Source organism: Nonomuraea jabiensis (genome assembly GCF_014204795.1).
Classification (GTDB): domain Bacteria; phylum Actinomycetota; class Actinomycetes; order Streptosporangiales; family Streptosporangiaceae; genus Nonomuraea; species Nonomuraea jabiensis.
In genome coordinates this window covers 7,332,250-7,355,973 of record NZ_JACHMB010000001.1, presented here as the reverse complement: position 1 = coordinate 7,355,973, position 23,724 = coordinate 7,332,250, and the positions used below count along the sequence as shown (strand labels likewise).

22 protein-coding genes are annotated in these 23,724 nt (G+C 72.6%); 12 read left to right on the top strand and 10 right to left on the bottom strand.

Features of this window, described 5'->3' with window-relative positions; all coding sequences use genetic code 11:
- The first annotated feature begins 3 nt into the window (after positions 1-3).
- The 3 genes from HD596_RS33660 to HD596_RS33650 are packed head-to-tail and all read left to right on the top strand — an operon-like array spanning position 4 to position 2,902.
- Positions 4-996: an ABC transporter ATP-binding protein gene (locus HD596_RS33660; RefSeq protein ID WP_185073255.1), complete on the top strand. Its 993-nt coding sequence runs from the start codon at positions 4-6 to the stop codon at positions 994-996.
- Positions 993-2,003 carry an ABC transporter ATP-binding protein gene (locus tag HD596_RS33655; RefSeq protein ID WP_185073254.1) on the top strand — a complete coding sequence of 337 codons (1,011 nt, stop codon included), beginning with the start codon at positions 993-995 and terminating at the stop codon, positions 2,001-2,003. The genes HD596_RS33660 and HD596_RS33655 overlap by 4 nt, the downstream gene beginning before the upstream one ends.
- Positions 2,003-2,902: a GNAT family N-acetyltransferase gene (locus tag HD596_RS33650; RefSeq protein WP_185073253.1), complete on the top strand. Its 900-nt coding sequence runs from the start codon at positions 2,003-2,005 to the stop codon at positions 2,900-2,902. The genes HD596_RS33655 and HD596_RS33650 overlap by 1 nt, the downstream gene beginning before the upstream one ends.
- 2 nt (positions 2,903-2,904) lie before the next feature.
- On the opposite strand, the gene HD596_RS33645 is transcribed toward HD596_RS33650, so the two are convergent.
- On the bottom strand, positions 2,905-4,017 hold the full coding sequence (locus tag HD596_RS33645; protein ID WP_185073252.1) for an exo-beta-N-acetylmuramidase NamZ family protein: 1,113 nt from the start codon (positions 4,015-4,017) through the stop codon (positions 2,905-2,907).
- 58 nt (positions 4,018-4,075) lie between these two features.
- Between HD596_RS33645 and murQ the strand changes: the two genes are divergently transcribed.
- The 3 genes from murQ to HD596_RS33630 are packed head-to-tail and all read left to right on the top strand — an operon-like array spanning position 4,076 to position 6,470.
- Positions 4,076-4,975 (top strand): N-acetylmuramic acid 6-phosphate etherase, encoded by a 900-nt coding sequence (gene murQ, locus HD596_RS33640; protein ID WP_185073251.1) that lies wholly within the window; start codon positions 4,076-4,078, stop codon positions 4,973-4,975.
- Between the two features lie 10 nt (positions 4,976-4,985).
- The gene (locus tag HD596_RS33635; protein ID WP_185073250.1) at positions 4,986-6,077 is read left to right on the top strand and encodes a serine hydrolase domain-containing protein; all 1,092 of its coding nucleotides are present in this window, start codon (positions 4,986-4,988) and stop codon (positions 6,075-6,077) included.
- A 9-nt stretch (positions 6,078-6,086) separates the two neighbouring features.
- On the top strand, positions 6,087-6,470 hold the full coding sequence (locus HD596_RS33630; protein ID WP_185073249.1) for a VOC family protein: 384 nt from the start codon (positions 6,087-6,089) through the stop codon (positions 6,468-6,470).
- On the opposite strand, the gene HD596_RS33625 is transcribed toward HD596_RS33630, so the two are convergent.
- On the bottom strand, positions 6,467-7,351 hold the full coding sequence (locus HD596_RS33625; protein WP_185073248.1) for a TIGR03619 family F420-dependent LLM class oxidoreductase: 885 nt from the start codon (positions 7,349-7,351) through the stop codon (positions 6,467-6,469). The genes HD596_RS33630 and HD596_RS33625 overlap by 4 nt on opposite strands.
- Before the next feature lie 163 nt (positions 7,352-7,514).
- On the opposite strand from HD596_RS33625, the gene HD596_RS33620 reads away from it, so the two are divergent.
- Positions 7,515-8,369 carry a phosphotransferase gene (locus tag HD596_RS33620; protein ID WP_185073247.1) on the top strand — a complete coding sequence of 285 codons (855 nt, stop codon included), beginning with the start codon at positions 7,515-7,517 and terminating at the stop codon, positions 8,367-8,369.
- A 59-nt stretch (positions 8,370-8,428) separates the two neighbouring features.
- Positions 8,429-8,686 carry a TFIIB-type zinc ribbon-containing protein gene (locus HD596_RS33615; RefSeq protein WP_185073246.1) on the top strand — a complete coding sequence of 86 codons (258 nt, stop codon included), beginning with the start codon at positions 8,429-8,431 and terminating at the stop codon, positions 8,684-8,686.
- 82 nt (positions 8,687-8,768) lie between these two features.
- Here HD596_RS33615 and HD596_RS33610 read toward each other — a convergent pair whose 3' ends face one another.
- From HD596_RS33610 to HD596_RS33600, 3 genes are all read right to left on the bottom strand, one after another.
- Positions 8,769-9,752, bottom strand: coding sequence for a hypothetical protein (locus HD596_RS33610; protein WP_185073245.1), 984 nt, complete (start codon positions 9,750-9,752; stop codon positions 8,769-8,771).
- A gap of 37 nt (positions 9,753-9,789) precedes the next feature.
- Entirely contained in the window at positions 9,790-11,460 is a 1,671-nt protein-coding gene (locus HD596_RS33605; RefSeq protein WP_185073244.1) for an ABC-F family ATP-binding cassette domain-containing protein, read from the bottom strand.
- A 230-nt stretch (positions 11,461-11,690) separates the two neighbouring features.
- Positions 11,691-12,212 carry a CGNR zinc finger domain-containing protein gene (locus HD596_RS33600; RefSeq protein WP_185073243.1) on the bottom strand — a complete coding sequence of 174 codons (522 nt, stop codon included), beginning with the start codon at positions 12,210-12,212 and terminating at the stop codon, positions 11,691-11,693.
- 25 nt (positions 12,213-12,237) lie between these two features.
- Between HD596_RS33600 and HD596_RS33595 the strand changes: the two genes are divergently transcribed.
- The 3 genes from HD596_RS33595 (at position 12,238) to HD596_RS33585 (ending at position 14,364) form a co-directional block, all read left to right on the top strand.
- Complete coding sequence (locus HD596_RS33595; RefSeq protein ID WP_185073242.1) at positions 12,238-12,396, top strand: hypothetical protein; 159 nt, start codon at positions 12,238-12,240, stop codon at positions 12,394-12,396.
- A 274-nt stretch (positions 12,397-12,670) separates the two neighbouring features.
- Complete coding sequence (locus tag HD596_RS33590; RefSeq protein WP_185073241.1) at positions 12,671-13,291, top strand: TetR/AcrR family transcriptional regulator; 621 nt, start codon at positions 12,671-12,673, stop codon at positions 13,289-13,291.
- A complete protein-coding gene (locus tag HD596_RS33585) occupies positions 13,288-14,364 on the top strand; it encodes an acyltransferase family protein (protein ID WP_185073240.1) in 1,077 nt (358 codons plus the stop codon). The genes HD596_RS33590 and HD596_RS33585 overlap by 4 nt, the downstream gene beginning before the upstream one ends.
- On the opposite strand, the gene HD596_RS33580 is transcribed toward HD596_RS33585, so the two are convergent.
- From HD596_RS33580 to meaB, 3 genes are all read right to left on the bottom strand, one after another.
- Positions 14,282-14,734, bottom strand: coding sequence for an acyl-CoA thioesterase (locus tag HD596_RS33580; RefSeq protein WP_185073239.1), 453 nt, complete (start codon positions 14,732-14,734; stop codon positions 14,282-14,284). The genes HD596_RS33585 and HD596_RS33580 overlap by 83 nt on opposite strands.
- Complete coding sequence (locus HD596_RS33575; protein ID WP_185073238.1) at positions 14,731-16,485, bottom strand: AMP-dependent synthetase/ligase; 1,755 nt, start codon at positions 16,483-16,485, stop codon at positions 14,731-14,733. The genes HD596_RS33580 and HD596_RS33575 overlap by 4 nt, the downstream gene beginning before the upstream one ends.
- Before the next feature lie 86 nt (positions 16,486-16,571).
- Positions 16,572-17,531: a methylmalonyl Co-A mutase-associated GTPase MeaB gene (meaB, locus tag HD596_RS33570; protein WP_185073237.1), complete on the bottom strand. Its 960-nt coding sequence runs from the start codon at positions 17,529-17,531 to the stop codon at positions 16,572-16,574.
- A 111-nt stretch (positions 17,532-17,642) separates the two neighbouring features.
- Between meaB and HD596_RS33565 the strand changes: the two genes are divergently transcribed.
- Complete coding sequence (locus tag HD596_RS33565; protein WP_185073236.1) at positions 17,643-19,703, top strand: serine/threonine protein kinase; 2,061 nt, start codon at positions 17,643-17,645, stop codon at positions 19,701-19,703.
- Here the strand turns inward: HD596_RS33565 and scpA are convergent.
- Complete coding sequence (scpA, locus tag HD596_RS33560; protein ID WP_185073235.1) at positions 19,697-21,844, bottom strand: methylmalonyl-CoA mutase; 2,148 nt, start codon at positions 21,842-21,844, stop codon at positions 19,697-19,699. The two genes, HD596_RS33565 and scpA, sit on opposite strands and share 7 nt — an antisense overlap.
- Positions 21,841-23,643: a methylmalonyl-CoA mutase subunit beta gene (locus HD596_RS33555; protein ID WP_185073234.1), complete on the bottom strand. Its 1,803-nt coding sequence runs from the start codon at positions 23,641-23,643 to the stop codon at positions 21,841-21,843. Before HD596_RS33555 ends, scpA begins: the two co-directional genes overlap by 4 nt.
- Between the last annotated feature and the right edge of the window lie 81 nt (positions 23,644-23,724).

Below are 23,724 nucleotides of genomic sequence, written 5' to 3'. Positions count from 1 at the left end.
TCAATGACTCGGACAGCGCCGGGAGTGCGCATCGACGGCCTCACGGTCGTCTACAAGACCCCCGCGGGTGAGCTGCCCGCCGTCAGGGACGTCACCCTGACCCTGGAGCCGGGCTCGATCACCGGCATCGTCGGCGAGTCCGGCTCGGGCAAGTCGACGATGGCCCTGTCGCTGCTCAACGCCGTCCAGCCGCCGGGCAGGATCGCGGCGGGCAGCGTCGAGATCGACGGGCTCGGCGACGTGGTCGGCCTGAAGGGCGAGCACCTGCGCAAGGCCAGGGGCAAGCACATCGGGTACGTCTTCCAGGCCGCCCAGAACTCCCTGAACCCGCTCAAGACCGTCGGCAAGCAGCTGCTCGACCTGGGCCGCTCGCACGGCGTCGAGGACCTGCGCGGCCTGGTGCGCGAGGCCAAGGAGCTGCTGGGCCGGATGGGCCTCGACGGGGCCCGGGTGCTCGACTCGCACCAGCACGAGCTGTCCGGCGGCATGCGCCAGCGGGTCGGCATCATGCTGGCGCTGGTCCTCAACGCCCACCTGGTGGTGCTGGACGAGCCGACGACCGCCCTCGACATGATCACGCAGGCGAACATCCTGAAGATCGTCCGCGAGGTGCACGCGGAGCGCGGCCTCACCACCCTCGTCATCACGCACGACATCGGCGTGGTGGCCGAGGTCGCCGACCGGCTGGCCGTCATGTACGGCGGGCGGCTGGTCGAGCAGGGCCCCACCAGGGAGGTGCTCGCCGCGCCGCGGCACCCGTACACCAGGGGCCTGATCCAGGCCATCCCCCGGCTCGTCGGCGACATCGACGAGGCCAGGGCGCTGCCCGGCCGGCCGCCGACGCTGGCGACCGTGCCGAAGGAGGGGTGCGTGTTCAGGGAGCGCTGCGCGCTGCGCATGGACGTGTGCGACACCGTCGATCCGCTGGCGACGGCGGACGGGTCGAGGGTCGTGGCCTGCCACGCCGTGACCGCGAACGTGAAGGAGCACGCATGATCACTGGGACCGGCGTCGTCAAGACGTTCAAGCAGCGGGGCAAGATGCTCGGCGCCCGCGAGGTGCGCGCGCTGCGCGGCGTGGACTTCGCGATCCCGAAGGGCGGCGCGGCCTCGTTCATCGGCGAGTCCGGGTGCGGCAAGACCACGCTGGGCCGGATCATCGCCGGGCTGGAGACGTACGACGAGGGCGAGATCCTGATCGACGGCGTCTCCATGTCGCCGCTCAAGCAGAAGCAGCGCCAGCCGCACTTCCGCAAGATCCAGATGATCCACCAGGACCCGTACTCGGCCCTGAACCCGACCAGGACCGTCCACCAGACGCTGTTCGCCCCGCTGGCCCTGCGGGCCGGGCAGACCGGGCGGTCGCGGGCGTGGATCGAGGAGCGGGCGGCCGAGGTGCTGTCGCTGGTCGGCCTCGACCCGGGCACGGTGCTGTCGCGCTACCCGCACCAGCTGTCCGGCGGCATGCGGCAGCGCGTGGTCATCGCCCGCGCGCTGACCGTCGACCCGGAGATGCTCGTCGCCGACGAGGCCGTCTCCATGATCGACGTGTCGCTGCGGCTGGGCATCCTGGCGCTGCTGAAGGACCTGCGCGAGCGGCTCGGCGTGAGCGTGCTGTTCATCACGCACGACGTGGCCACGGCCCGCTACATCGGCGACGACGGCGAGCTGTACGTCATCTACCGCGGCCAGGTCGTCGAGCGCGGCGCGGTGGACACGATCATCGCCGACCCCGTGCACCCGTACACGCAGTCGCTGCTGTCGGCGATCCCGGTGCTGCACGGCCTGGAGCTGCCCGGCGAGCAGCCGGTGACACCGCTGGAGTCGCTGGACGAGAGCCAGGCGGACGAGGGCTGCCTGTTCGCCCGCCGCTGCCCGTTCAGGGGCGAGCGGTGCACGAGCGAGCGGCCGCTGCTGCAGCTGACCGAGGGGGTGCCGCAGGAGCACGCGTGCTTCTACCCCGAGCGCCGCAGCGTGATCGCCCGCCCGATGAGCGAGGTGTGATGTCCCACGCCGTGCGGACCTTCATGTCCGCCGCCGGGTCCATGGACGGGGCCGGCGCCGCCGAGGCGGCCGAGGTCGCCGCCGCCGCGCTGACGCTGGACGCCGCGGAGGCCGCCGGCCTGGTCGGCTACCTGTCGCGCCCGCCCGCGGAGCGGCGCTGGAGCGCGCTGGCCACCGACGGCGGCGTGGTGATGGCCTCCCTGTCGGTCACGGAGCCGGAGACCGGGCACATCGACCTGCTGGCCGTCCACCCCTCCGCGCAGGGGCAGGGGCGCGGGCGGGCGCTGGTGCGGGCCGCCGAGGAATGGCTGAGGAGCCAGGGCGCGCGGCAGGCGCGCTTCGCCGGCAACCCGCCGTGCTACCTCTGGCCGGGCATCGACGTACGCTACACCGCGGCCGCCTGCCTGGCCGAGAGCCTCGGCTACCACCGCTACGACGTCGCCTGGAACATGACGGCCGACCTGAGCGCCGACCTGTCCGTGGAGGACGACCTGCCGCGGCTGGAGCGCGCCGGCGTGCGCGTGCACGCGGCCGGCGACACGGCCGATCACCCGGCCCGCGCGCACGTCGCCGCGTTCGTCCGGGAGCAGTGGAACGAGCGCTGGGCCTGGGAGGCGGCCAACGCGGCCGGCCTGCACTACGCCGAGCGCGACGGTCGCGTCCTGGGCTTCGCCGCCTGGGGCGCCCGGCCGGGCTGGTTCGGGCCGATGGGGACCTCCCCGGACGCCCGCGGGCTCGGCGTCGGGCGGGTGCTGCTGCGCAGGTGCCTGGCCGACCAGCGGGCCGCTGGACAGTCCAGCGCCCAGATCGGGTGGGTGGGGCCGTTGCGGTTCTACTCGCACGCCGTGGGCGCGCGAGCGGAACGCGTCTTCTGGCTCTACCGGCGCGATCTGGCGTGATGTCACTCGTAGATGAGTCGTCCTTCCGGCTTTCCCGGCGGCGGGCAGAGGCCCCGGGGGTCCTCGCCGGCGTCCAGGCAGCGGGTCAGGCTGTCGGAGCCCCACAGGTGGTCCATGAACAGGTCGGGGCCCCACCAGCGCAGGTCGTCCGGGTAGAGGGTGCGGGCCACGTACAGCATGGACAGGCCCGTCAGGACGGGCCGGAACGCCTCGCGGTCGTGCACGTGGAGCTGGACGCCGCGCACGGCGACGCCCGCGTGCTTGTGGAAGGTGGGCATGAACCACGTCTCCCTGAACCGCACGCCCGGCAGGTCCAGCGCGGCCAGCGCCGGGGCGAACCGCGCGTCGGCGTACGGGGCGCCGATCAGCTCGAACGGCCTGGTCGTGCCGCGCCCCTCGGAGAAGTTCGTGCCCTCGAACAGGCCCGTGCCGGGGTAGACCAGCGCGGTGTCCGGGGTCGGCATGTTGACCGAGGGCATCACCCAGGGCAGCCCCGTCTCGGCGAACGTCATGTCGCGCCGCCAGCCCTCCATCTCGATCACGCGCAGGTCCACGTCGAACCCGAACAGCGTGGCCAGCTCCCCCGCCGTCCTGCCGTGCCGGACCGGCAGCGGGAAGCGGCCCACGAAGCTCGCGAACGCCGGGTCGAGCGCCGGACCCTCCTGGACGGTCCCGCCGAGCGGGTTGGGCCGGTCCAGGACCACGAACCTCAGCCCGAGCCGGGCGGCCGACGCCATCAGGTCGTACATCGTCCAGACGTAGGTGTAGAAGCGCGTGCCCACGTCGGCGATGTCGAACACGAGCGTGTCCACGCCCGACCCCGCGATCGTCCGGTCGAGCGCCTCGCCCTCGAGCTTGTGCGTGTCGTAGACCGGCAGCCCGGTCCTCTCGTCCACCGTGTCGGCCTCGCTGCCGGCCGCCTGGGCGGTGCCGCGCATGCCGTGCTCGGGGCCGAACAGGGCCGTCAGGTTCAGTCCTGCGGCCAGCAGCGCGTCCGCGGTGGGAGTGAGATCGGGCAGGACTCCGGTGGGGTTCGTGATCAGGCCGAGGCGGGTTCCGCCCGCGAGTGCGGTATCCACGGCCAGCCGTTCGGCTCCGGTGCGTACGTGTGGCATGAAAGCCATTGTCTGAAAGATATTTACAAGTGTGAAGGAGAGGGTGGAAATTAGCGTCATGATTGATCCGCTACCCGAGCTGTCCACCGAGCAGAGCGATCCCCGCTACAGCCAGATCGACCGGCTGCCGACCGAGCAGATCGCCCGGCTCATGAACCAGGCCGACGCCGCCGTGCCCGCCGCCGTGGCGGTGGCCATCCCGGCGATCTCGGCCGCCATCGACGCGATCTCCGCCAGGATGGCAGAGGGCGGCCGGCTGCTGTACGTCGGAGCCGGCACCTCGGGCCGGCTGGCCGTGCTCGACGCCAGCGAGTGCCCGCCCACGTTCGGCACCGATCCGTCGCTGGTGCAGGGCGTCATCGCCGGCGGGCCCGACGCGCTCACCCGGTCGGTCGAGGGAGCGGAGGACGACTCCGAGGCGGGCGCCGCCGCGTTGAAGGACCTGGAGGTGGGACCGCTCGACTCGGTGGTGGGCGTGTCCGCCAGCGGCCGGGCTCCTTTCGTCCTGGGCGCGCTGGCGGAGGCGGCCTCCCGGGGCGCGCTCACCGTCGGCCTGTCGTGCAACGACGGCGCGCCGCTGTCGGCCGCCGCCGAGCACGCGATCGAGGTGGTCGTGGGACCCGAGGTGGTGACCGGATCGACCCGGCTCAAGGCGGGCACGGCCCAGAAGCTCGTGCTCAACATGATCTCCACGATCTCGATGGTCAAGCTGGGCCGTACCTACGGCAACAAGATGATCGAGATGTCGGCGATGAACAACAAGCTGGCCGGGCGCGCGCTGCGCATGGTCAGCGACATCACCGGCGCCGACCTGGAGACGGCCGAGACCGCGCTGGACGCGGCCGGCGGGCAGGCGAAGATCGCCGTGCTGATGATCCAGCACGGGCTCGACGCGGAGGGGGCACGAGCGCTGCTGGAGTCGCACGGGGAGCGCCTCAGCGACGCGCTGAGCGGCTGAGGGGACGGGGATGACCGACCGGCTGGGGGCGGTCCTGGCGGGCGCGGTGCCGCGCGTGTGCGCCGCCGCGGTCGCGCTGGTCGCCGTGGACGGCTCCGTGGCCGCCGCGGCCGCCACCGGCGAGCTCGTACGCTACGCCGACGCCGAGGGGACCCTGGCCGCGGAGCGCCCGCCCGCCGGGCACGACTCGATCTTCGATCTGGCCTCCATCAGCAAGCTCTTCACCACGGCCGTGCTGCTCTCGCTGGCCGAGGAGGGCACGATCGGCCTGGACGAGCCGGTGGCCGCCTGGATACCGGGGCACGACCCGAGGGTCACGCCGCGCCGCCTGCTCACGCACACGGCGGGCCTGCCCCCGACCCGCCGCATCGACCTGGAACTGCCGGACGCGGACGCCTCCGAACGCATGGAGGCCATGCTGCGCACGCCGATCGCCCATCCGGTCGGCGGCCCGTACCTCTACAGCGACGTCGGCCTGGTCATCGCCGGCCGGGTCGCCGAGCTGGCGGGCGGCGCGCCGCTCGACGCGCTGGTCCGCGCCCGGGTCACGGACGTGCTCGGCCTGGCCGACACCGGCTACCGGCCCGTCGCGCCGCCGCGGGCGGCCACGCTTTCGCGGGTCGCCGCCACCGAGTGGAAGCCGGAGCGGCCCGGACCGGGCTGCGTGCGCGGGGAGGTCCACGACGAGACGGCGTACGCGCTGGGCGGCGTGGCGGGGCACGCCGGGCTGTTCGCCACGGCCGGGGACCTGCTGGCCTTCGGCGAGGCGCTGCGGCTGGGCGCGACCCGGCAGGACGGCGGCGTGCTGCGGCCGGAGAGCGTGGCCGAGATGCTGCGCGACCAGGGCGCCGAGGGGGCCGCGTTCCGGCACGGGCTGGGCGTGCGGATCGGCGACCCGGCCATCGCCGGCCCCCTGAGCGGCGCCTTCGGGCACTCCGGCTTCACCGGCACCTCGCTGGTGGTCGATCCGGCCCGCGGGCTGACCGTGGTGCTGCTGACGAACGCCGTCCACCCCGTACGCGGGCGGGACGGCATCCGCGAGCTGCGCCACGCGGTGGCCGGGGAGGCGCTGCGACTGCGCGAGCTCCAGCCCCTGACGTAGCCTGCAGGTATGTCCGTCCAGCTGAATCACACCATCGTGCAGGCGAAGGACAGGGACGCGACCGCCGCCTTCCTGGTGGACGTCCTCGGCCTGGAGCCGGCGCCCGTGTACGGGCCGTTCCGCGTGGTCTCGCTCGGCAACGACGTCTCGCTCGACGTCGTCCAGGCGGGCGAGGCCGTGGTGCCGCAGCATTACGCGTTCCTGGTCAGCGAGGAGGAGTTCGACCAGATCTGGGACCGGATCAAGAGCCGCGGCCTGACGTACTGGGCCGATCCGCACCACACGCAGCCGGAGCGGATCAACACCCACGACGGCGGCCGCGGCCTCTACTGGTCCGACCCCAACGGCCACAACCTGGAGATCATCACGGTCCCGTACGGCGGCTGGGGCTAGGGGGCCAGCGCCTCCAGCGCCTCCTCAGCCCGGCGCATCGCCTCCCCGGCCTCGAGCGTGACGAACTCGCGGTCGAAGGCGAGGTCGTGGAACACGTCCGTCACGCCACTGGCGGCCAGCGCGTCCACATCGCTCCTGATCTTGTCGTACGTGCCCGTCAGGGGCCGGTCGCCGGCCGCCCGGACCTGCGTGACGCCGCGGCAGACGAAGCGGAACGCGGCCGCGTCGCGCCCCGAGTCCGCCAGCGTCTCCTTGATGAGCCCCACCCGCTCGGCGATCGCGGACAGGTCCTCCCTGCTGGAGCTCACCCACCCGTCGGCCAGCCGGGCGGCGCGGCGCAGCGCGACCTCGGCGGTGCCGCCCAGCAGGATCGGCGGCGGCCCCGGCACGGGCTTGGGGTCGATGTGGGACGGCGGCACCCGGTAGAACTCGCCGTGGTGCTCGACCACGTCGTCGGCCCAGGCCTTGCGCAGCACCTCGACGAACTCCTCGCTCCTGCGCCCCCGCCGCTCCATGCCGGCACCCGCCGCCTCGAACTCCTCCGGCAGCCAGCCCAGCCCGAGCCCCGCCGTGAGCCGCCCGCCGGACACGGTCTGGAGCGTGGCCAGCTGCTTGGCCAGCACGACCGGCTGCACGTACGCGTTGACGACGGCCACGCCGAGCCGGATCCGCTCCGTCACGCCCGCGAGGTGGGCCAGCGTGATCAGCGGGTCGTGCACGCTGCGGTACGTCGGCCCCATCGGGTGCCCGACGGGGTACAGCAGCCGCTGGAACGTCCACAGCTCGTGGTAGCCGAGCTCCTCCGCCCGCCTGGCGACGCGGCGCATGTTCTCCGGGGTCGCCCACGGGCCTGACTGGGGCACTGCGAAACCGACTCTCACCGAACCTCCTTGAGCGTGGAGACTCATTCAACCTCAGGAGAGAACCCTCAGGAGAGAACATGGTACGCAGCCGCTGACTCCGCGTTACCGTGCGGCTGCCTGGGGGCGGGAATCTCCCGGCGCCGGCCGCGGAGAGGAAGCCGAGCCCCCGTAGTCTGTACGAGTGGGTCTGCAGGAGGAGCTGGCGGGGATCGCCGAGGCGTACGGAGGGGCCGGCGAGCCCGTGCTCCATCCGACGCGTACGGACGTGGTGGTGTTACGCAGGGGCGAGGTCGTGGTCAAGGCCCACTCCCGGCGTGACGACGTGGAGGCGTTGCGGATCCGGTTGCGGGGCGCGGCGTCGGCCGCCGTGACCGGCGTGATGCTGGCCCCGCTCGACCCCCAGGTGCTGTCGGTCGCGGGCCGCGCGGTGACGGTCTGGCCCGCCGGCCGGCCGGTCGCGCAGGACGACCCGGACGCCGCGCCCTGGGAGGAGGGCGCCAGGCTGCTGGCCAGGCTGCACGCCGTCCCCCTCACCCTGCTGCCCGGCCTGCCCGCCGCCGGCGGGCCCGCGCGGGCCGCCAGGGCGGTGGGCCGGATGACCGGCGACGGCCCGGTGGAGCAGCTCATCAGGCGGGCCTTCGAGGAACTGCCCGAGCCCGACCCGCTGCCCGGCCTGCTCACGCACGGCGACTGGCACCTGGGCCAGCTCGTCCACCGCGACGACTGGCTGCTCATCGACGTCGACGACCTGGGCGTCGGCGACCCGGCGTGGGACCTGGCCAGGCCGGCCGCCTGGTACGCCGCCGGGCTGCTCGACCCGGCCGTCTGGGAGCGGTTCCTGGGGGCCTACCTGGCCTCCGGCGGACCCGCGCTCGGCCGGGGCGACGACCCGTGGCGGCGGCTCGACGTCCCCGCCAGGGCGCTGACCGTCCAGCTCGCCGCGGTGGCCGTCGTCAACGCCGAGCGCGACGGCCGGGAACTGGACGAGGTCGAACATTCGTTGGTCGAGTCGTGCAACAGAATCGTCCGAGCGTGACGGGGTTGCGCGCGGTAGGTTTCAACCTGAGACCTCGAAGCCCAAGGAGAGCGACCTAGATGCAGTGCCCCAAGTGCCGCGGGAACATGCGGACCTATGAGCGCAACGGCGTTCACATCGAGCAGTGCGACAACTGCCGGGGGATCTTCCTCGACTACGGCGAGCTCGAGACGCTGACCCGGATGGAGTCTCAGTACCACGCGGCTCCCCCGCCGCCCCCCGCTCCCGGCCCGGCCTGGGGCGCCCCGCACGGCGGCCACTACGGCGGTCACCACCACCGGCAGCGCAGCTGGGTGGGCATGCTGTTCTCGACCTGATCTTCGACGCCTGACCTTCGACGGGGGCCGCGCACCGGTGGGGGTGCGCGGCCCTCGCGCGTTCCGAGCCCGGACGGGCGGGTCAGCCCGGGAAGTCGTCGGGGTCCACGGGCGAGGTGCGGGCGTTGCCGCCCGCGATCGCGTGCAGCGTGACCCGCCAGTCGTGCCAGCGGATCTGCGTGGCGGTGAACGTCGTCTTGAACGTCACCGTCTTCTGGAACCTCTCGAAGCTGCAGTTCCGCGTGAACGACTTGCTCTTGCCGTCCCAGTCCACGCCGTGCGTGAAGTAGATCTTGTAGCTGCCGTCGCGCACGCCCTTGACCTTGAACTTGGCGTTCTTGCGCACGTACACGCTGAAGGACTTGCTCCCGCCCTTCATGATGGTCACCACGGCGTCGCGGGTGCCGCCGTTGTCGACCTCCAGCGAGCTGCGGCCGTTGAAGGTGGCCCTCTTGATGAACGAGCCGTTCTTCAGCCGCCTGGTCTGCTTCTTGCCGGCCTTCACGCTCACGACGTCGGCCGGGTAGTCGCCGGCGCTCTGCAGGGCCGCGCCCGCCTTGTCGAGGGCGGCCAGCTTGTCGGCGAGGTCGACGAGGACGGCCGAGGACGTGCACAGGTTGCGCGCGCCGACCTTGCCCGCCGTGGAGCCCAGCTCGCCGGCCAGGTCGCGCAGGCCGGCCACGTACGCCTCGTGCTGGGGCCGTACGGCGTCGGGCGGGGTGATGGCGGCCAGCGCGTCCGCCGCCCCGCTCAGCGCCTCCTCAGCGCGGCCGACGCGCTGATCCAGGGCCTTGACCCCGCGCGCGCCGGCCAGGGCGCTGATGGCGTCCGCCATCGGCTTGTGCCTGCTCTGGAGCTCGCCCTTGTAGGCCTCGGGCGTGAGCGCGGCCGGGCTCGGGGTGCCCGCCACCGTGCCGCCGCCGGCGGGCACGCCGCCGCCGTTGCCGCCGGCCACACCGCTGACCTTCGGCTCGCCTCCGGTCGGGGACGGTAACGCCGAGGAGCACGCGCCGAGCGTGAGGGTTGCCAGGGCGAGAACACAGGAGATCAACCGGGGTCCAGCCACCTGTCACACTATCGTCCGGTTGGTCCCTACCCGTCAATCAGGATTCGGACAGTCCGGCATTCCGATCCTGTCGCAGCCACCGGGTGATCCCGATCGTCTCCAGGAACGGCACGTCGTGGCTGGCCACGACGAGCGCCCCCCGGTACGCGTTCAGCGCCTGGGAGAGCTGGCGGACGCTGGCCATGTCCAGGTTGTTCGTCGGCTCGTCCAGCAGGAGCAGCTGGGGCGGCGGCTCGGCCGACAGGAGTGCGGCCAGCGTCGCCCGGAAGCGCTCGCCTCCCGACAGCGTGCCGACGGCCTGGTTGACCCGCTCGCCCCGGAACAGGAAGCGCGCCAGGCGGGCCCGGACGTCGTTCACGGAGGCGGACGGGGCCACGGCCCGCACGTTGTCCACCACGCTCAGCGCGTCGTCCAGGAGGTCGAGGCGCTGCGGCAGGTAGCGCACCGGGACGTGGGCGCCGTGCTCGACGATCCGCTTGAGCAGCGTGGTCTTGCCCGAGCCGTTGGGGCCCAGCAACGCGATCCGCTCGGGACCGCGCACCACCAGCGTCTCCAGCACCACACCGCGCACGCCGCCATCGCCGTCCGCCTCCTGTGCTCCCTCTTCCGCACCGGCTTCGCAGGCGACGCCTGCCGCCGGGGCGCCGGGAGCGCCATCGCCCGGCGAGGTGGGGGCGAGGGGAAGGGTCAGGACCGTGCGGCCCGCCGGGACCTCGGTGCCCGGCAGCTCGATGCGGATCTCCGCGTCGTCCCGCACCCCCTGCTCGGCCTCCGTCAGCCGTCCACGTGCCTCCTCCAGCTTCTCGATGGCCAGGTTGCGCTGCTTGCCCGCCGTCACCTGCGCCTTCCGCTTGAGCGCATTGGCGACGATCTTCGGCGCCTTCTTGTTCTCGAACGCCTTGCGGCCGACCCGCCGGCTCCGGTCGATCCGGGTGCGGGCCTCGATGAGCTCCCGCTGCTGCCGGCGGATCTCGCCCTCCGCGGTCCGTACCATCCGCTGGGCGGCCTCCTGCTCGGCGGCGACCTGCTCCTCGTAGGCGCTCAGGTTGCCCCCGTACATGCGCACGACGCCGTCGCGAAGCTCGGCGATCTGGTCCACCAGCTCCAGCAGCGCGCGGTCGTGGCTGACCACCACCAGCACGCCCGACCAGGCGGCGACCGCGGCGTAGAGCCGCTCTCGCGCGTCGAGGTCGAGGTTGTTGGTGGGCTCGTCCAGCAGCAGCACCTCGGGCCGCTTCAGCAGCTGGGCGGCGAGCGCGACCATGATGGTCTCGCCGCCGGACAGCGTGCCGACCGTGCGGTCCAGCCCGACGTGGTCCAGCCCGAGCCGGTCGAGCTCCGCCCGGGCGCGTTCCTCGACGTCCCAGTCGTCGCCGACGGCCGCGAAGTGCTCCTCGGCCACGTCCCCGCTCTCGATGGCGTGCAGCGCCGCCCGCGTCGCGCTGATCTCCAGCAGGTCCGACACGGTACGGCGGGCGCCCAGCGGGACGTTCTGCGGCAGGTATCCGATCTCTCCGGAGACGGACACGGATCCGGGCCGAGGGGCCAGCTCCCCCGCCATGATCTTCAGCAGGGTGGACTTGCCCGACCCGTTGGTCCCGATGAGCCCGGTGCGCCCCGCCGGGAACGCGGCGTCGAGCCCGTCGAGCACCTTGGTGCCGTCCGGCCAGCCGAAGGACACGTGATCTACGACAATGGAAAAAGACATAAGGCGGCTCCCGTCACAAAGGTCGAAATTTCGTGACTTGGCGGGAATCACCGCGAACGCGCGCAACACAAGCAGAAGGGTCCGGGGCGAGGAGGATCGCCAGGAGGTCCAGGTGTGCGCGCATGCCCATGACAGGGCGGAACGGCGCGGTGCCCGCGACCTCAGATCCTCACGTCAACTGCCCCCACGGCTCGGCGATAAGACGTACCAAAGCGTATGCGACGCCTCGATCACCTCGCAAGGCCACGCGCCCGATGCGCCGCGACGTTGACCCGGTTGGCGCAGGCCGGCGAGCAGAACCGGCGCCGCCCGTTGCGGGAGGTGTCGACGAAGACGATCTCGCACCCGTCGCGGTCGCACCGTCCCAGCCGGTGCCTGCCCGCGAACGACATGGCCATGGCCAGCCCGCCGGCCGTCGTGTCCTTCGCCCTGGACACGACGTCCGCGCTGGGGTCGAAGAAGTGCAGGTGCGGCTCGCGCCCGTCGTGCGCGCTGACGTACGGCTTGGAGGCGGTGACGTCGAGCAGATCGTTGATCAGCTTGATCTGCGTGTCCTGGTCGCGCTCCCCGAACACCGGCGACAGCCGCGCCGCCCACCCCCGCAACTCCTCCGCCTGCTCCGCCGTGACAACGGTGCGAACCAGGCGATGCTCGGTCAGCATCGCCTCGACCGCCTCGGGGCTGAAGTCGGTCGCGTTCACCAGCGCCGCCGCGAGGGCCGCCCCGTTGCCGCCGTAAGCGTTGAAATGCATAAGGCCATTACAGCAGATTGGAAACATGCACTCCAGCCACCTGCACGACCCCCTGGCCCTGGCCGTCGTCTCCTCCCACCGCACCTCCGAGGGCACGGTCTCCTACCTGCGGTGTGCCTGCGGCGTTTGGGAGGTGCGCACCTCGGGCATGGTCGCCACCGTCCCACCCCGCCGCCGCGGCTGACACCGCCGGGGCGCCGGCACTCCCCTCAACCGCTCGCCAGGTCGCGGCGGTGCACATCCGCACGGCGGAGGGCATTCGGGCCGGGGCCGCGCGGCCGGCGGACGAACCCGGGCGGCCCTGGACGAGCCGCTGACCGCGACGGCCTGCTGACCTCCACCAAGTACGCCCTGACCAGCCCCGTCTACGTGGAGGTGGACGGGCGGCGGGTCGCCTGGACTGAGGCGGGAAGCCCCTGAGCGTCGCCGCTTCTGGCCGTGTGTGTTAAATTTTGGCCATGCGGTCAGAAAATGAGCCGGACGGCCAGAAGCGGCGGTCGTTCATCGAGGAGGCCAGGCGCGCGCAGATCGTGGCCTCGGCCGTGGAGGTGATCGCCGACGTCGGGTTCGCCCAGGCGTCCCTTGCGCGCATCGCCAAGCACGCGGGCATCAGCAAGGGCGTCATCTCCTACCACTTCGCCGGCAAGGACGAGCTGATGGAGGAGGTGGTCACCCGGGCCTACACGGAGGCCGCCGACTACGTGATGGCCGCGATGGAGGGCGTGGAGGGGGCCGGCGCGCTGCTGCGGACGTACTTCGTGGCCAACGCCGCGCACATGCGCAAGCACCGCTCGAAGATCCTGGCGCTCGGCGAGATCTTCAACAACCTGCGCACCGCCGACGGCAAGCCCCGCTACGGCGTGCACACCAGCGAGGAGATCTACCGGGCACTGGAGATGATCTTCCGCCTCGGGCAGCGCACCGGCGAGTTCAGGGACTTCGACGTCCGCGTCATGTCCGTCTCGGTGTCGGCCTCCCTGGACAGCATGTTCGGCTACTGGGCCACCTATCCCGACCACGACCTCGACGCGCACGCGCGCGAGCTCGCCGACCTCTTCGAAAGGGCGTGCAGGGCATGAAGACCGAGCCCAGGACCCGGCTCCACTCGATCGACAACCTGCGGATCGCGCTGACCGCGCTGGTGGTGGCCCACCACGCCGCGGTCACGTACGGGAACATCCCCCTGTGGTTCTACACCGAGCCCGCCAAGGACGCGTCGGGGGTCGCGCTGGACGTCCTGGTGGTGTTCAACCAGGCGTTCTTCATGGGGTTCTTCTTCCTCATCTCCGGCTTCTTCACCCCCGGCTCCTATGACCGCAAGGGCTCGCGCGCCTTCGTGCGGGACCGGCTGGTGCGGCTGGGCATCCCGCTGCTCGTCTTCCTCGTCCTGCTGCGGCCGCTGGTGAACTTCGGCGGGCTCGCGCAGCACCCGGACCTGCCGTACTGGCAGTACTACCTGGCCTCGTGGGACCCGGGGGCCATGTGGTTCGCCGAGGTGCTGATCGTCTTCGCGCTGGCGTACGCGTGGTGGCGGCGGAGCCGGCGGCCGGCGGCCGATCCGAACCCCGCGCCGCTGCGGCTCCGTTCGGTGGTGCTGTTCGTGCTGGGCCTGTCCCTGGCCACGTTCCTGTGGCGCATTCCGGTGCCGACCGGCACCTACGTGCCGGTGCTCGGGCTGCCGACGCCGAACTTCCTGCCGCAGTACGCCGCCATGTTCGCGCTCGGGTGCGTGGCCTTCAGGCGCGGCTGGTTCGAGACGCTGCCCGCGCGGGCGGGGTACCTCGGGTTCATGGTGGCGGGCGTGTCGAGCGCCGTGCTGCTGCCGCTCTCGTCCATGACCAGCGAGACGGTCAGCTCGGCGGTGACGGCCGCCTGGGAGTCCACCTTCGCGGTCAGCATGATCATGGGGCTGACGGTGCTCTTCAGGGAGCGGTTCGCCGGGCAGGGGCCGCGCGGGAGGTTCCTGTCCGACCACGCCTTCACCGTCTACATCGTCCACCCGCTCGTGCTGGTCGCGATCGGCTACGCGCTGCGCCCGCTGGAGGCGATCGCGGTCGTCAAGTTCGCGATCATGCTGGTGGTGGCGCTGCCGCTGTGCTGGGGGCTGGCGTACCTGGTGCGGTCGCTGCCGGGGGCGAAGCGGGTCCTGTGAGGAACGCCGGCAGGGGGGCGGAGCGGCCGTCGCGGACGCACACGTACGTGACCGTCCCGACGGCCACCAGCTCGTCCCCGCGCCGCATCGTGAACGTCATCGTGATCGACGTGGTGCCGACCCTGGCCGGCGCGCTCTCCACGGCCAGCACGTCGCCGAGGCGGGCGGGCGCGTGGTGCTCGCACCTGCTCGCCTTGACCACCAGGTCGGCGCCCTCCCGCCGGAGCCGGTCGTAACCGCCGCGGGCCCCGAGCCAGTCGAGGAACGCGTCCTCGATGTACTCGTAGTACCGGGAGGCGTGCATCATGGCCTGGGCGTCGCAGTGCCTCGGCCGCACCGGCAGGTGGGAGAGCACGGCGGGACCGCTCACCCGTCGTAGAAGGAGTCGAGGGTCTTGCCGTGGCGCTCCTCGACGGCCTTGCGCTTGATCTTGAGGCTGGCCGTCAGCTCGCCCGTCTCCACGGTGAAGTCCTCCGCCAGGATCGCGAACTTCTTGACCGTGGCGTAGCTGGCCTGGTCGGCGTTGACCTGGTCGATGGCCCGCCCGACCTCCTCGCGCACGCGCGGGTGCTCGCGCAGCTCCTCGGGGTCGGACGGCAGCCCCTCGGCCTCGGCCCACGGCTTGACGACGTCCATGTCGAGCGTGACCAGCGCCGTGACGTAGTTGCGCCGGTCGCCGTGGACGAAGACGTGCGACGCGTACGGGCAGGCCGCCTTGATCCGGCCCTCCAGGTACGTGGGCGCGACGTACTTGCCGCCCGAGGTCTTGATCAGCTCCTTCTTGCGGTCGGTGATGCGCAGCCGCCCGGCCTCGTCGAGTTCGCCGATGTCGCCGGTGTGCAGCCAGCCGTCCTCCAGCGCCTCGGCCGTCTCCTCCGGCAGCCCGTGGTAGCCGCGCATGATGCCGCGCCCGCCGATGAGGACCTCGCCGTCGTCGGCGATGCGGACCTCGGTGCCGGGCAGCGGCGGCCCGACCGTGCCGAACTTCACCGACTCCTGCCGGTTGAGGAAGCTGCCCGCCGACGACTCGGTCAGCCCGTACCCCTCCAGGATGGTCAGGCCCGCCGCGTCGAAGAACTCGGCGATGTCCTGCGAGAGCGGGGCGGCGCCGGAGATGAAGAAGCGGATCCGGCCGCCGAACCGGTCGCGGAGCTTGGCGAAGACCAGGCGGTCGGCCACGGCGTGCTCGACCCGGGTGGTGACCGGGATGTCCGCCCCGCGCTGGCGGGCCCTGACGACCCGGATGCCGGTCTGCTTCGCCCAGTCGAAGATGCGTAGCTTGACCCCGCCCTCGCGGCGCACGGTGGCCACGACCGTGTTGTGGATCTTCTCGAAGATGCGCGGCGCGGCGGCCATGAACGTCGGCCTGACGACGCCGAGGTTCTCGGCGATCTTGTCGAGGCGGCCGTCGATCGCGGTCGGCACGCCGATGTCGATCATGACGACCTCCAGCAGCTTGCCGAACGAGTGCGACAGCGGCAGCCACAGGAAGTGCAGGTCGGACTCGGAGAGCAGGTCGAGCCGGCGGACGGCCCCGGAGACGTAGAGCCAGTTGTCGTGGGTCAGCTCCACGCCCTTGGGGCGGCCGGTGGTGCCGGAGGTGTAGATGAGGGTGGCCAGGTCGTCCTGGGCGATGGCGTCCACCATGGCGTCGTAGTCGCCCTCACCGCTGAGGGAGTCGAGCGTGACCACCCAGCCGTCGTCGCTGGGCGAGCCGTCGACGACCACGACGTGGGTGACGTCGGGCAGCTCCTTCTGGACGGACCTGAGCTTGGCCACCTGGTCGTCGTTCTCGGCGATGACGATCGTGCTGCCGGAGTCGGTGATGACGAACGCCGACTCGGCCGCCGTGTTGGACGGGTAGATCGTGGTCGTGGCCGCCCCGGTCGCCAGCACGGCGAGGTCGGCCAGGATCCACTCGACCCGGGTCGAGCAGAGGATCGACACCCGCTTGCCGGGCCCCGAGCCCAGCCCGGCCAGGCCCAGGGCCAGCCCGCGCACGCGCTCGCCCACCTCGCGCCACGACAGCGAGGCCCAGCCGTCGTCCGAGGGGAATCGGTACGCCTCGGCGTCGGGGGTCGCCGCGATCCGGTCGCGCAGCAGGGACGGAATGCTGGCCATGCCTGAACCTCCTGGACGGTGTTGACGCCGACTCTAAGAGCAATCCCACCATTTGGGATAGACCAGTGCGCCGCGCGTCTCCCGTCTCAGGGGCGTTTGAAGGCGGACAGGAGCCGGTCGGCCGCGAGCGCGGGGGTCAGCTCGCCCGCCAGGACCTCCCGCTCGACCTCCTCGGTGATCGCCGCCACCTCGGGGTCGTGGCGCAGCTCGGACAGCAGCCGGTCGCGCACCAGCGTCCAGGTCCACCCGACCTGCTGCCCGCGGCGCTTGGCGGCCAGGTCGATCGACTCCTGGTGGGTCAGCACGTGCCGCCAGAGCTTGTCCAGCCCGTCGCCGGTGAGCCCGCTGCACGTGAGCACCGGCGGCGGCGTGGAGTCGGAGCGGAGCATGCGCAGCGCGCCCGCCAGCTCGCGCGCGGCCTTCCTGGCGGGCAGCTCGTGCTCGCCGTCGGCCTTGTTGACCGCGATGACGTCCGCGAGCTCCAGCACGCCCTTCTTGATGCCCTGGAGCTGATCGCCGGTGCGGGCCAGCGTGAGCAGCAGGAACGTGTCCACCATGTCGGCCACCGCGGTCTCCGACTGGCCCACGCCGACGGTCTCGACCAGCACGACGTCGAAGCCGGCGGCCTCCACGACGACCATGGCCTCCCTGGTCGCCTTGGTGACGCCGCCCAGGGTGCCGGAGGTGGGCGAGGGGCGGATGAACGCGGCGGGGTCGACCGACAGGCGGGCCATGCGGGTCTTGTCGCCGAGGATGCTGCCGCCCGTCCTGGTGGAGGAGGGGTCGACGGCCAGCACCGCCACCTTGTGGCCCTGCGCGGTCAGCATCGTCCCGAGCGCGTCGATGAACGTGGACTTCCCCACGCCGGGCACGCCGGAGATCCCGATCCGGCGCGCGTGGCCGGACAGCGGGGTGAGCTCGACGAGCAGGCGCTGCGCGAGGACGTTGTGGTCGGGCCTGGTCGACTCGACCAGCGTGATCGCGCGGGCGATCCACGTGCGGGATCCGGCCCGTACGCCTCGGGCGTAGTCCTCCAGCGAGTGCACCCGGCTTACCCCTTTCTTCCCAGTTGATCAGCCTAAGCTCTGACAAGTCTTGACATTTGCCAGTAGGGTGCTGGAGTTCTAACCTCAGCCGTCACAGGAGTCACTCCCCTCATGCCCAACGTCGAACCCCTCCGCGAGGGCGACCCGGCAACGGTGGGACCCTACCGGCTGGTCGGTCGGCTCGGCGCGGGCGGCCACGGTGTCGTCTATCTCGGCCAGGCCCGTAACGGGACCCCGGTCGCCGTCAAGGTGCTGCGGGAGGGGCTCGCCGTCGACGGCCGCCTCGCCACGGAGATCGCCGCCGCGCGCAAGGTCGAGCCGTTCTGCCTCGCGCAGGTGCTCGACGCCTCGACCAGCGGCAGGCCGTACATCGTGTCCGAGTACGTGGACGGACCCTCGCTCGAGCAGGCCGGCCGGCTCGGCGGGGCGGAGCTGCAGCGGCTCGCCGTGGCGACCGCGACCGCGCTGGACGCCATCCACCAGGCCGGGGTCGTCCACGGGGACTTCAAGCCGGCGAACGTCCTGATCGGGCCCGACGGGCCGCGGGTGGTGGACTTCGGCATCGCCGGGGCGCTCGGCACCGGCGTGAAGGCGACCGGCACCTTCGTCGGCACGCCCGCGTACATGGCGCCCGAGCAGCTCGCCGGGCAGGCGGGCGGGGCGGCGGCGGACGTGTTCGCGTGGGCGTCGGTGATGGTCTCCGCGGCCACCGGGGTGCCGCCGTTCGGGGACGACTCGCTGCCCGCGGTGATCAACCGCATCCTGAAGGACGAGCCGCGCATGGGCGAGCTGCGCGGGCAGGTACGCGAGATCCTGCTGGCCTGCCTGGCCAAGGATCCGGGGGCTCGGCCCGCGATGCGTGACGTGCTGCTGCGGCTGACCGCGCCGTCCCGGCAGACGGCCCCGTACCAGACCCAGCCCCACAGGCCCGATCCCCCGCTGGCGGCCTGGCAGGACACGCCCGACGCCACCCTCGACCAGGACACGCCGCCGCGCCGGGCCCGCGCCCAGGAGCCGGCCGCGGAGCAGCCCGCGGCCCCGCTGCCGCGCAGGACCTCGCGCCAGGGCCACGGCACCGACCCCCACCCCCTGGGCCAGCCCTTGGCGGGCCAGCCCATGTCGGGTCAGCCCGTAGCGGGACAGCCGGTGGCGGGGCAGCCCGCTCCGGCCGCGCACCCCGGCCAGGGCCCGCAGTTCGATCAGGGTCCGCACTTCGACCAGGGTCCGCACTTCGAGCAGGGCCCGCAGTTCGACCAGAGCCCGCACTACGGCCAGGGCGCGGCCGCGCACCACCAGGCCGCGGCCGCGCAGCACGGTCAGGGGCCGGGGACGTTCCCGATGGCGGCGCCGGTCGAGGTCCCGGCGCCCCCGGCCTTCCCGCACCACGCGCCCGCCGAGCCGCCGCCGGGGTTCCCGCCCGCCGACGGGCGGGGCGCCGAGCAGGTCGTGGCCGAGCCGTCGGTGGCCCAGCACTCGGCGCTGGTCGACCTGCTCGTGCCGGGCGAGTCCCAGCCCCAGCCCCAGGCCCCGCCCCGGGCGCCCGAGCCGCCCCGGCGGTCCGGGCGGCGGCGGGTGAAGACCGTGCTCATCGCGGGCCTCGCCGGCGTGTCCGTGCTGGCGCTGGCCGGCGCCATCATGTGGCTCACCCCCACCACGCCCACCCCCAAGGCCAAGAACGTCTCCGACGTGACCACCGCGCCCACGACCGAAGCGGCGAGCACGCCCACGACCCGCCCGAGGCGCTCGCGTACCCCCAGGCCCAGCCCGCAGAACGACGGCACCCCGAGCAACGTCCCCACGGGGGGCTCGGCGGCGGACCCGACCGGAAGCCCGACGGCGGGCGCCACGCCCGCCACCGACCGGCTCAGGCTCGTCTACGTCCGCCCTGGCGGCGCCAAGGACGGCGACTGCTGGACCGGCGGCGAGGTCACGCTCCAGGCGCTGGTGCAGCGCACGGGCCGGCCGCTGACCTTCCGCTACAGCTGGTACATCGACAACGTCGCCGTGGGCCACGCGTCGGCGCTCGTCACCGAGAACGGCCAGCGCTTCCTGACCTCGCCGCAGAGCCTCAAGAGCACGGGCGGCGTCCATCGCGTCACGCTCCGGATCACATCCCCGATCGTCACCCAGCGGACGATCTCCGTCACGATGTGCGACCGGGGAACTTACTGACGGTTCCTCAGCTGGTCGAGCAGGTCGAGGGCGGCGTCGGCGATCACCGTGCCGGGCGGGAAGATCGCGGCGGCGCCCGCGGCCCGCAGCTCGTCGTGGTCGCCGGGCGGGATGACGCCGCCGACCACGATCATGACGTCGCCGGCGTCGAGGTCGGCCAGCGCCCGGCGCAGCGCGGGCACCAGCGTGAGGTGCCCGGCGGCCAGCGACGACACGCCCACGATGTGGACGTCCGCCTCGACCGCCTGCCTGGCGACCTCCTCCGGCGTCTGGAACAGTGGGCCGACGTCCACGTCGAAGCCCAGGTCGGCGAACGCGGTGGCGATCACCTTCTGGCCGCGGTCGTGCCCGTCCTGGCCCATCTTGGCCACCAGGATGCGCGGGCGGCGGCCCTCGGCCCGCTCGAAGTCGGCGCACGCCCGGCGGGCGCGCTCGATGGTGGCGGATGGGCCTGACTCGTCGCGATACACCCCAGAGATGGTACGGACCTGCTCGGCGTGCCGGCCGAACACCCGCTCCAGGGCGTCGGAGATCTCGCCCACGGTGGCCTTGGCCCGGGCGGCGTCCACGGCCAGCTTGAGCAGGTTGTGCTCCAGGCCCGGCGCGGGGTTGTCGGCGGCCTTGGTGAGCGCGTCGAGCGCGCGCTGCACGGCGCCGGGGTCGCGTTCGGCCCTGAGCCGGGCCAGCTTGTCGAGCTGCTGGGCGCGTACGGCGCTGTTGTCGACCTTGAGCACCTCGACGGCCTCGTCGCTCTCGGCGCGGTACTTGTTGACGCCGATCACGGGCTGGCGGCCCGAGTCGATGCGGGCCTGCGTACGGGCGGCCGCCTCCTCGATGCGGAGCTTGGGCAGGCCCGCCTCGATGGCCCTGGCCATGCCGCCGGCGGCCTCGACCTCCTGGATGTGGGCCCAGGCGCGTTCGGCGAGGTCGTGGGTGAGGCGCTCGACGTAGTAGGAGCCGCCCCACGGGTCGATCACCTTGGTGGTGCCCGACTCCTGCTGGATGAGCAGCTGGGTGTTGCGGGCGATGCGGGCGGAGAAGTCGGTGGGCAGCGCGAGCGCCTCGTCGAGGGCGTTGGTGTGCAGGGACTGCGTGTGGCCCTGGGTGGCGGCCATGGCCTCGACGCAGGTGCGGGCCACGTTGTTGAAGACGTCCTGCGCGGTCAGCGACCAGCCGGAGGTCTGGGAGTGGGTACGAAGGCTCAGCGATTTCGGATTTTTCGCGTTAAATCCAGACACCAGCTTGGCCCACAGCAGCCGGGCGGCCCTGAGCTTGGCGACCTCCATGAAGAAGTTCATGCCGATGCACCAGAAGAACGACAGCCGCGGCGCGAACCGGTCGACGTCCATCCCGGCGGCGACCCCCGCCCGCAGGTATTCGACGCCGTCGGCCAGCGTGTAGGCCAGCTCCAGGTCGCACGTGGCCCCGGCCTCCTGGATGTGGTAGCCGGAAATGCTGATGGAGTTGAATTTCGGCATCTTCTCGCTCGCATAAGCGAAAATATCCGAAATAATCCGCATCGACGGCGCCGGGGGATAAATGTAGGTGTTGCGGACCATGAACTCTTTGAGGATGTCGTTCTGGATGGTCCCCGCGAGCTGCTCCGGCGCGACGCCCTGCTCCTCGGCCGCCACGATGTAGAGCGCGAGGACGGGCAGCACGGCGCCGTTCATGGTCATCGACACGGACATGCGGTCGAGCGGGATGCCGTCGAACAGCTGCCGCATGTCGTAGATGGAGTCGATCGCCACCCCGGCCATGCCCACGTCGCCGGCCACGCGCGGGTGGTCGGAGTCGTAGCCCCGGTGCGTGGCCAGGTCGAAGGCCACCGACAGGCCCTTCTGCCCGGCGGCGAGGTTGCGCCGGTAGAAGGCGTTGGAGTCCTCGGCCGTGGAGAAGCCCGCGTACTGGCGGATGGTCCAGGGCTGGTTGACGTACATGGTCGGGTACGGGCCGCGCAGGAAGGGGGCCACGCCCGGGTAGGTGCGCAGGAAGTCGATCCCCTCGAGGTCGTGGGCCGTGTAGAGCGGCTTGACCCCGATGCCCTCCGGCGTCTCCCACACCTCACCGGCGTGCTGCGGCGCCTGCGGCCCGTCCTTGGGCAGGGCGTTGAGCGGGATGCCGGAGAAGTCCGGGATCATCGGGTCACCTCCAGGTCGTCGAACGTCTCGCGGAGCACGGCCAGCGCGTCGCAGCCCGCGTAGAGGTTTCCGTCCACGCCTTCGTACTCCCCCTTCCCCGCCAGCCAGACTTTCCTCGCACCGGCCTTGCGCAGTGCGGTGGCGACGGCGGCGGCGTGCTGGGCGTAGAGCTTGTCGGTCGAGCACAGGCAGGCGACGGAGGCGCCGCTGACGGCGAACGCGGTGGCGATCTGCTCGGGATCGGCCCCGGGACCGGCGGTCTCGGTGTCCAGCCCGCCCGCCTGGAACAGGTTGGCGGCGAACGCGGCCCGCGCGGTGTGGGCGGCCACGGGCCCGATGGTCGCGAGGAACACCGTGGGCCGCTCGGGCTGCGCGTCGGCCAGGTCGCGCAGGGCCTCGAACTCCTCGGCGTAGCGGATCCGGGGCAGGCCGCCCGTCTCGGGGGCGGCCGGCGCCGGGGTGGGCGGGCGTACCGGCTTCTCGTGCACGTTGGGGAACTCGCTCACGCCCGTGATGGGCAGGCGGCGGTGGGCGATGTCGTCGGCGCGGCGGGCGCGGGTGGCGGCGATCCGGTCGGAGACGAGCCCGGCCGCCCGGGTGATTCCGCCCGCCGCCTCGATCTCCTGGAACCAGGCCCACGCGCGTTCGGCGAGGTCGGCGGTGCGGCGCTCGACGTACCAGGAGCCGCCGGCGGGGTCGATGACGCGCCCGAGGCCCGACTCCTCCAGCAGCAGCGCCTGCGTGTTGCGGGCGATGCGCCGCGAGAAGGCGTCCGGCAGCCCGAGGCAGGCGTCGAATGGCTGCACCGTGACCGCCTCCGCGCCGCCGACGCCGGCGGCGAAGCAGGCCAGGGTGGTGCGCAACATGTTCACCCAGGGGTCGCGGGCGGTCATCATGGCCGAGCTGGTCACCGCGTGCTGCCGCTGGCCACCGTGCCCGGCGGTCCCTGCGGCGGACCCTCCGGCGGACCCTGCGGCGGACCCTGCGGCGGACCCTGCGGCGGACCCTCCTGTGACGCCGCACACCTCGGCGACCCTGGCCCACAGCCGGCGGGCCGCGCGCAATTTGGCGATGGTGGCGAACTGGTCGGCGGTGGCGGCGTACCGGAACTCGATCTGCCCTAGCGCTTGCTCAACAGAGAGCCCGCCGTCCGTGAGCGCCCGCAGCTCGGCGACGCCCCGGGCGATCGAGCAGCCCAGCTCCTCGGCGTCGCTGCCGCCCGCGTCGTGGTACGGGGTGGCGTCCACGGTGACGGCCCCGAGCCCGGGGAACCCGTCGACGCAGCGCCGGGCCAGCTCCAGCCCCGGCCCGTCCACCGCGGAGGCGCCCAGGTTGCCCCGCACCCCGCTCCCGCGCCCGAACAGGACCTCGGCGGCCTCCCGTACCCGGTCCCCCCCTTCCAGCACGACCGGCGCCAGATCGAGGTAGACGTCCTTGAGCACGTCCTCCAGCGCGTCCACCGGGATCGCGCCGTCCCCGACGACGAGCCACAGCGAGGTGACCCCGTTCTCCAGGTCGGCCAGCACCGCCTCGGGGTCGGCCACGGCGTGCCGCTGGCGCACGTCCCAGCCGGGAGTGCCGCGGGCCCCGCGCACGTACGGCGCCTCGCCGGGCAGCCCGGGATCGCCGGGCAGGTCGTCCAGGTCGTAGAGCGGCGCGACCGTCACCCCGTCGTAGGTGGCGGTGGACAGCGCCTCCTCCGGCGACTCCGTCTCGATGCCCGACTTGCGCAGAACCTCGACCGCCAGCGCCCGCCAGCCGTCTCGCGAGATGGACTCGAACCCCGTGGCCAGTTCCATGGTCGGATACTAGGCGGAGCTCCGGAGGCGCGGTAACCCCGGGTCCACCCCAGGCTCGGGTGTGTCGCCACCCCCCGATCC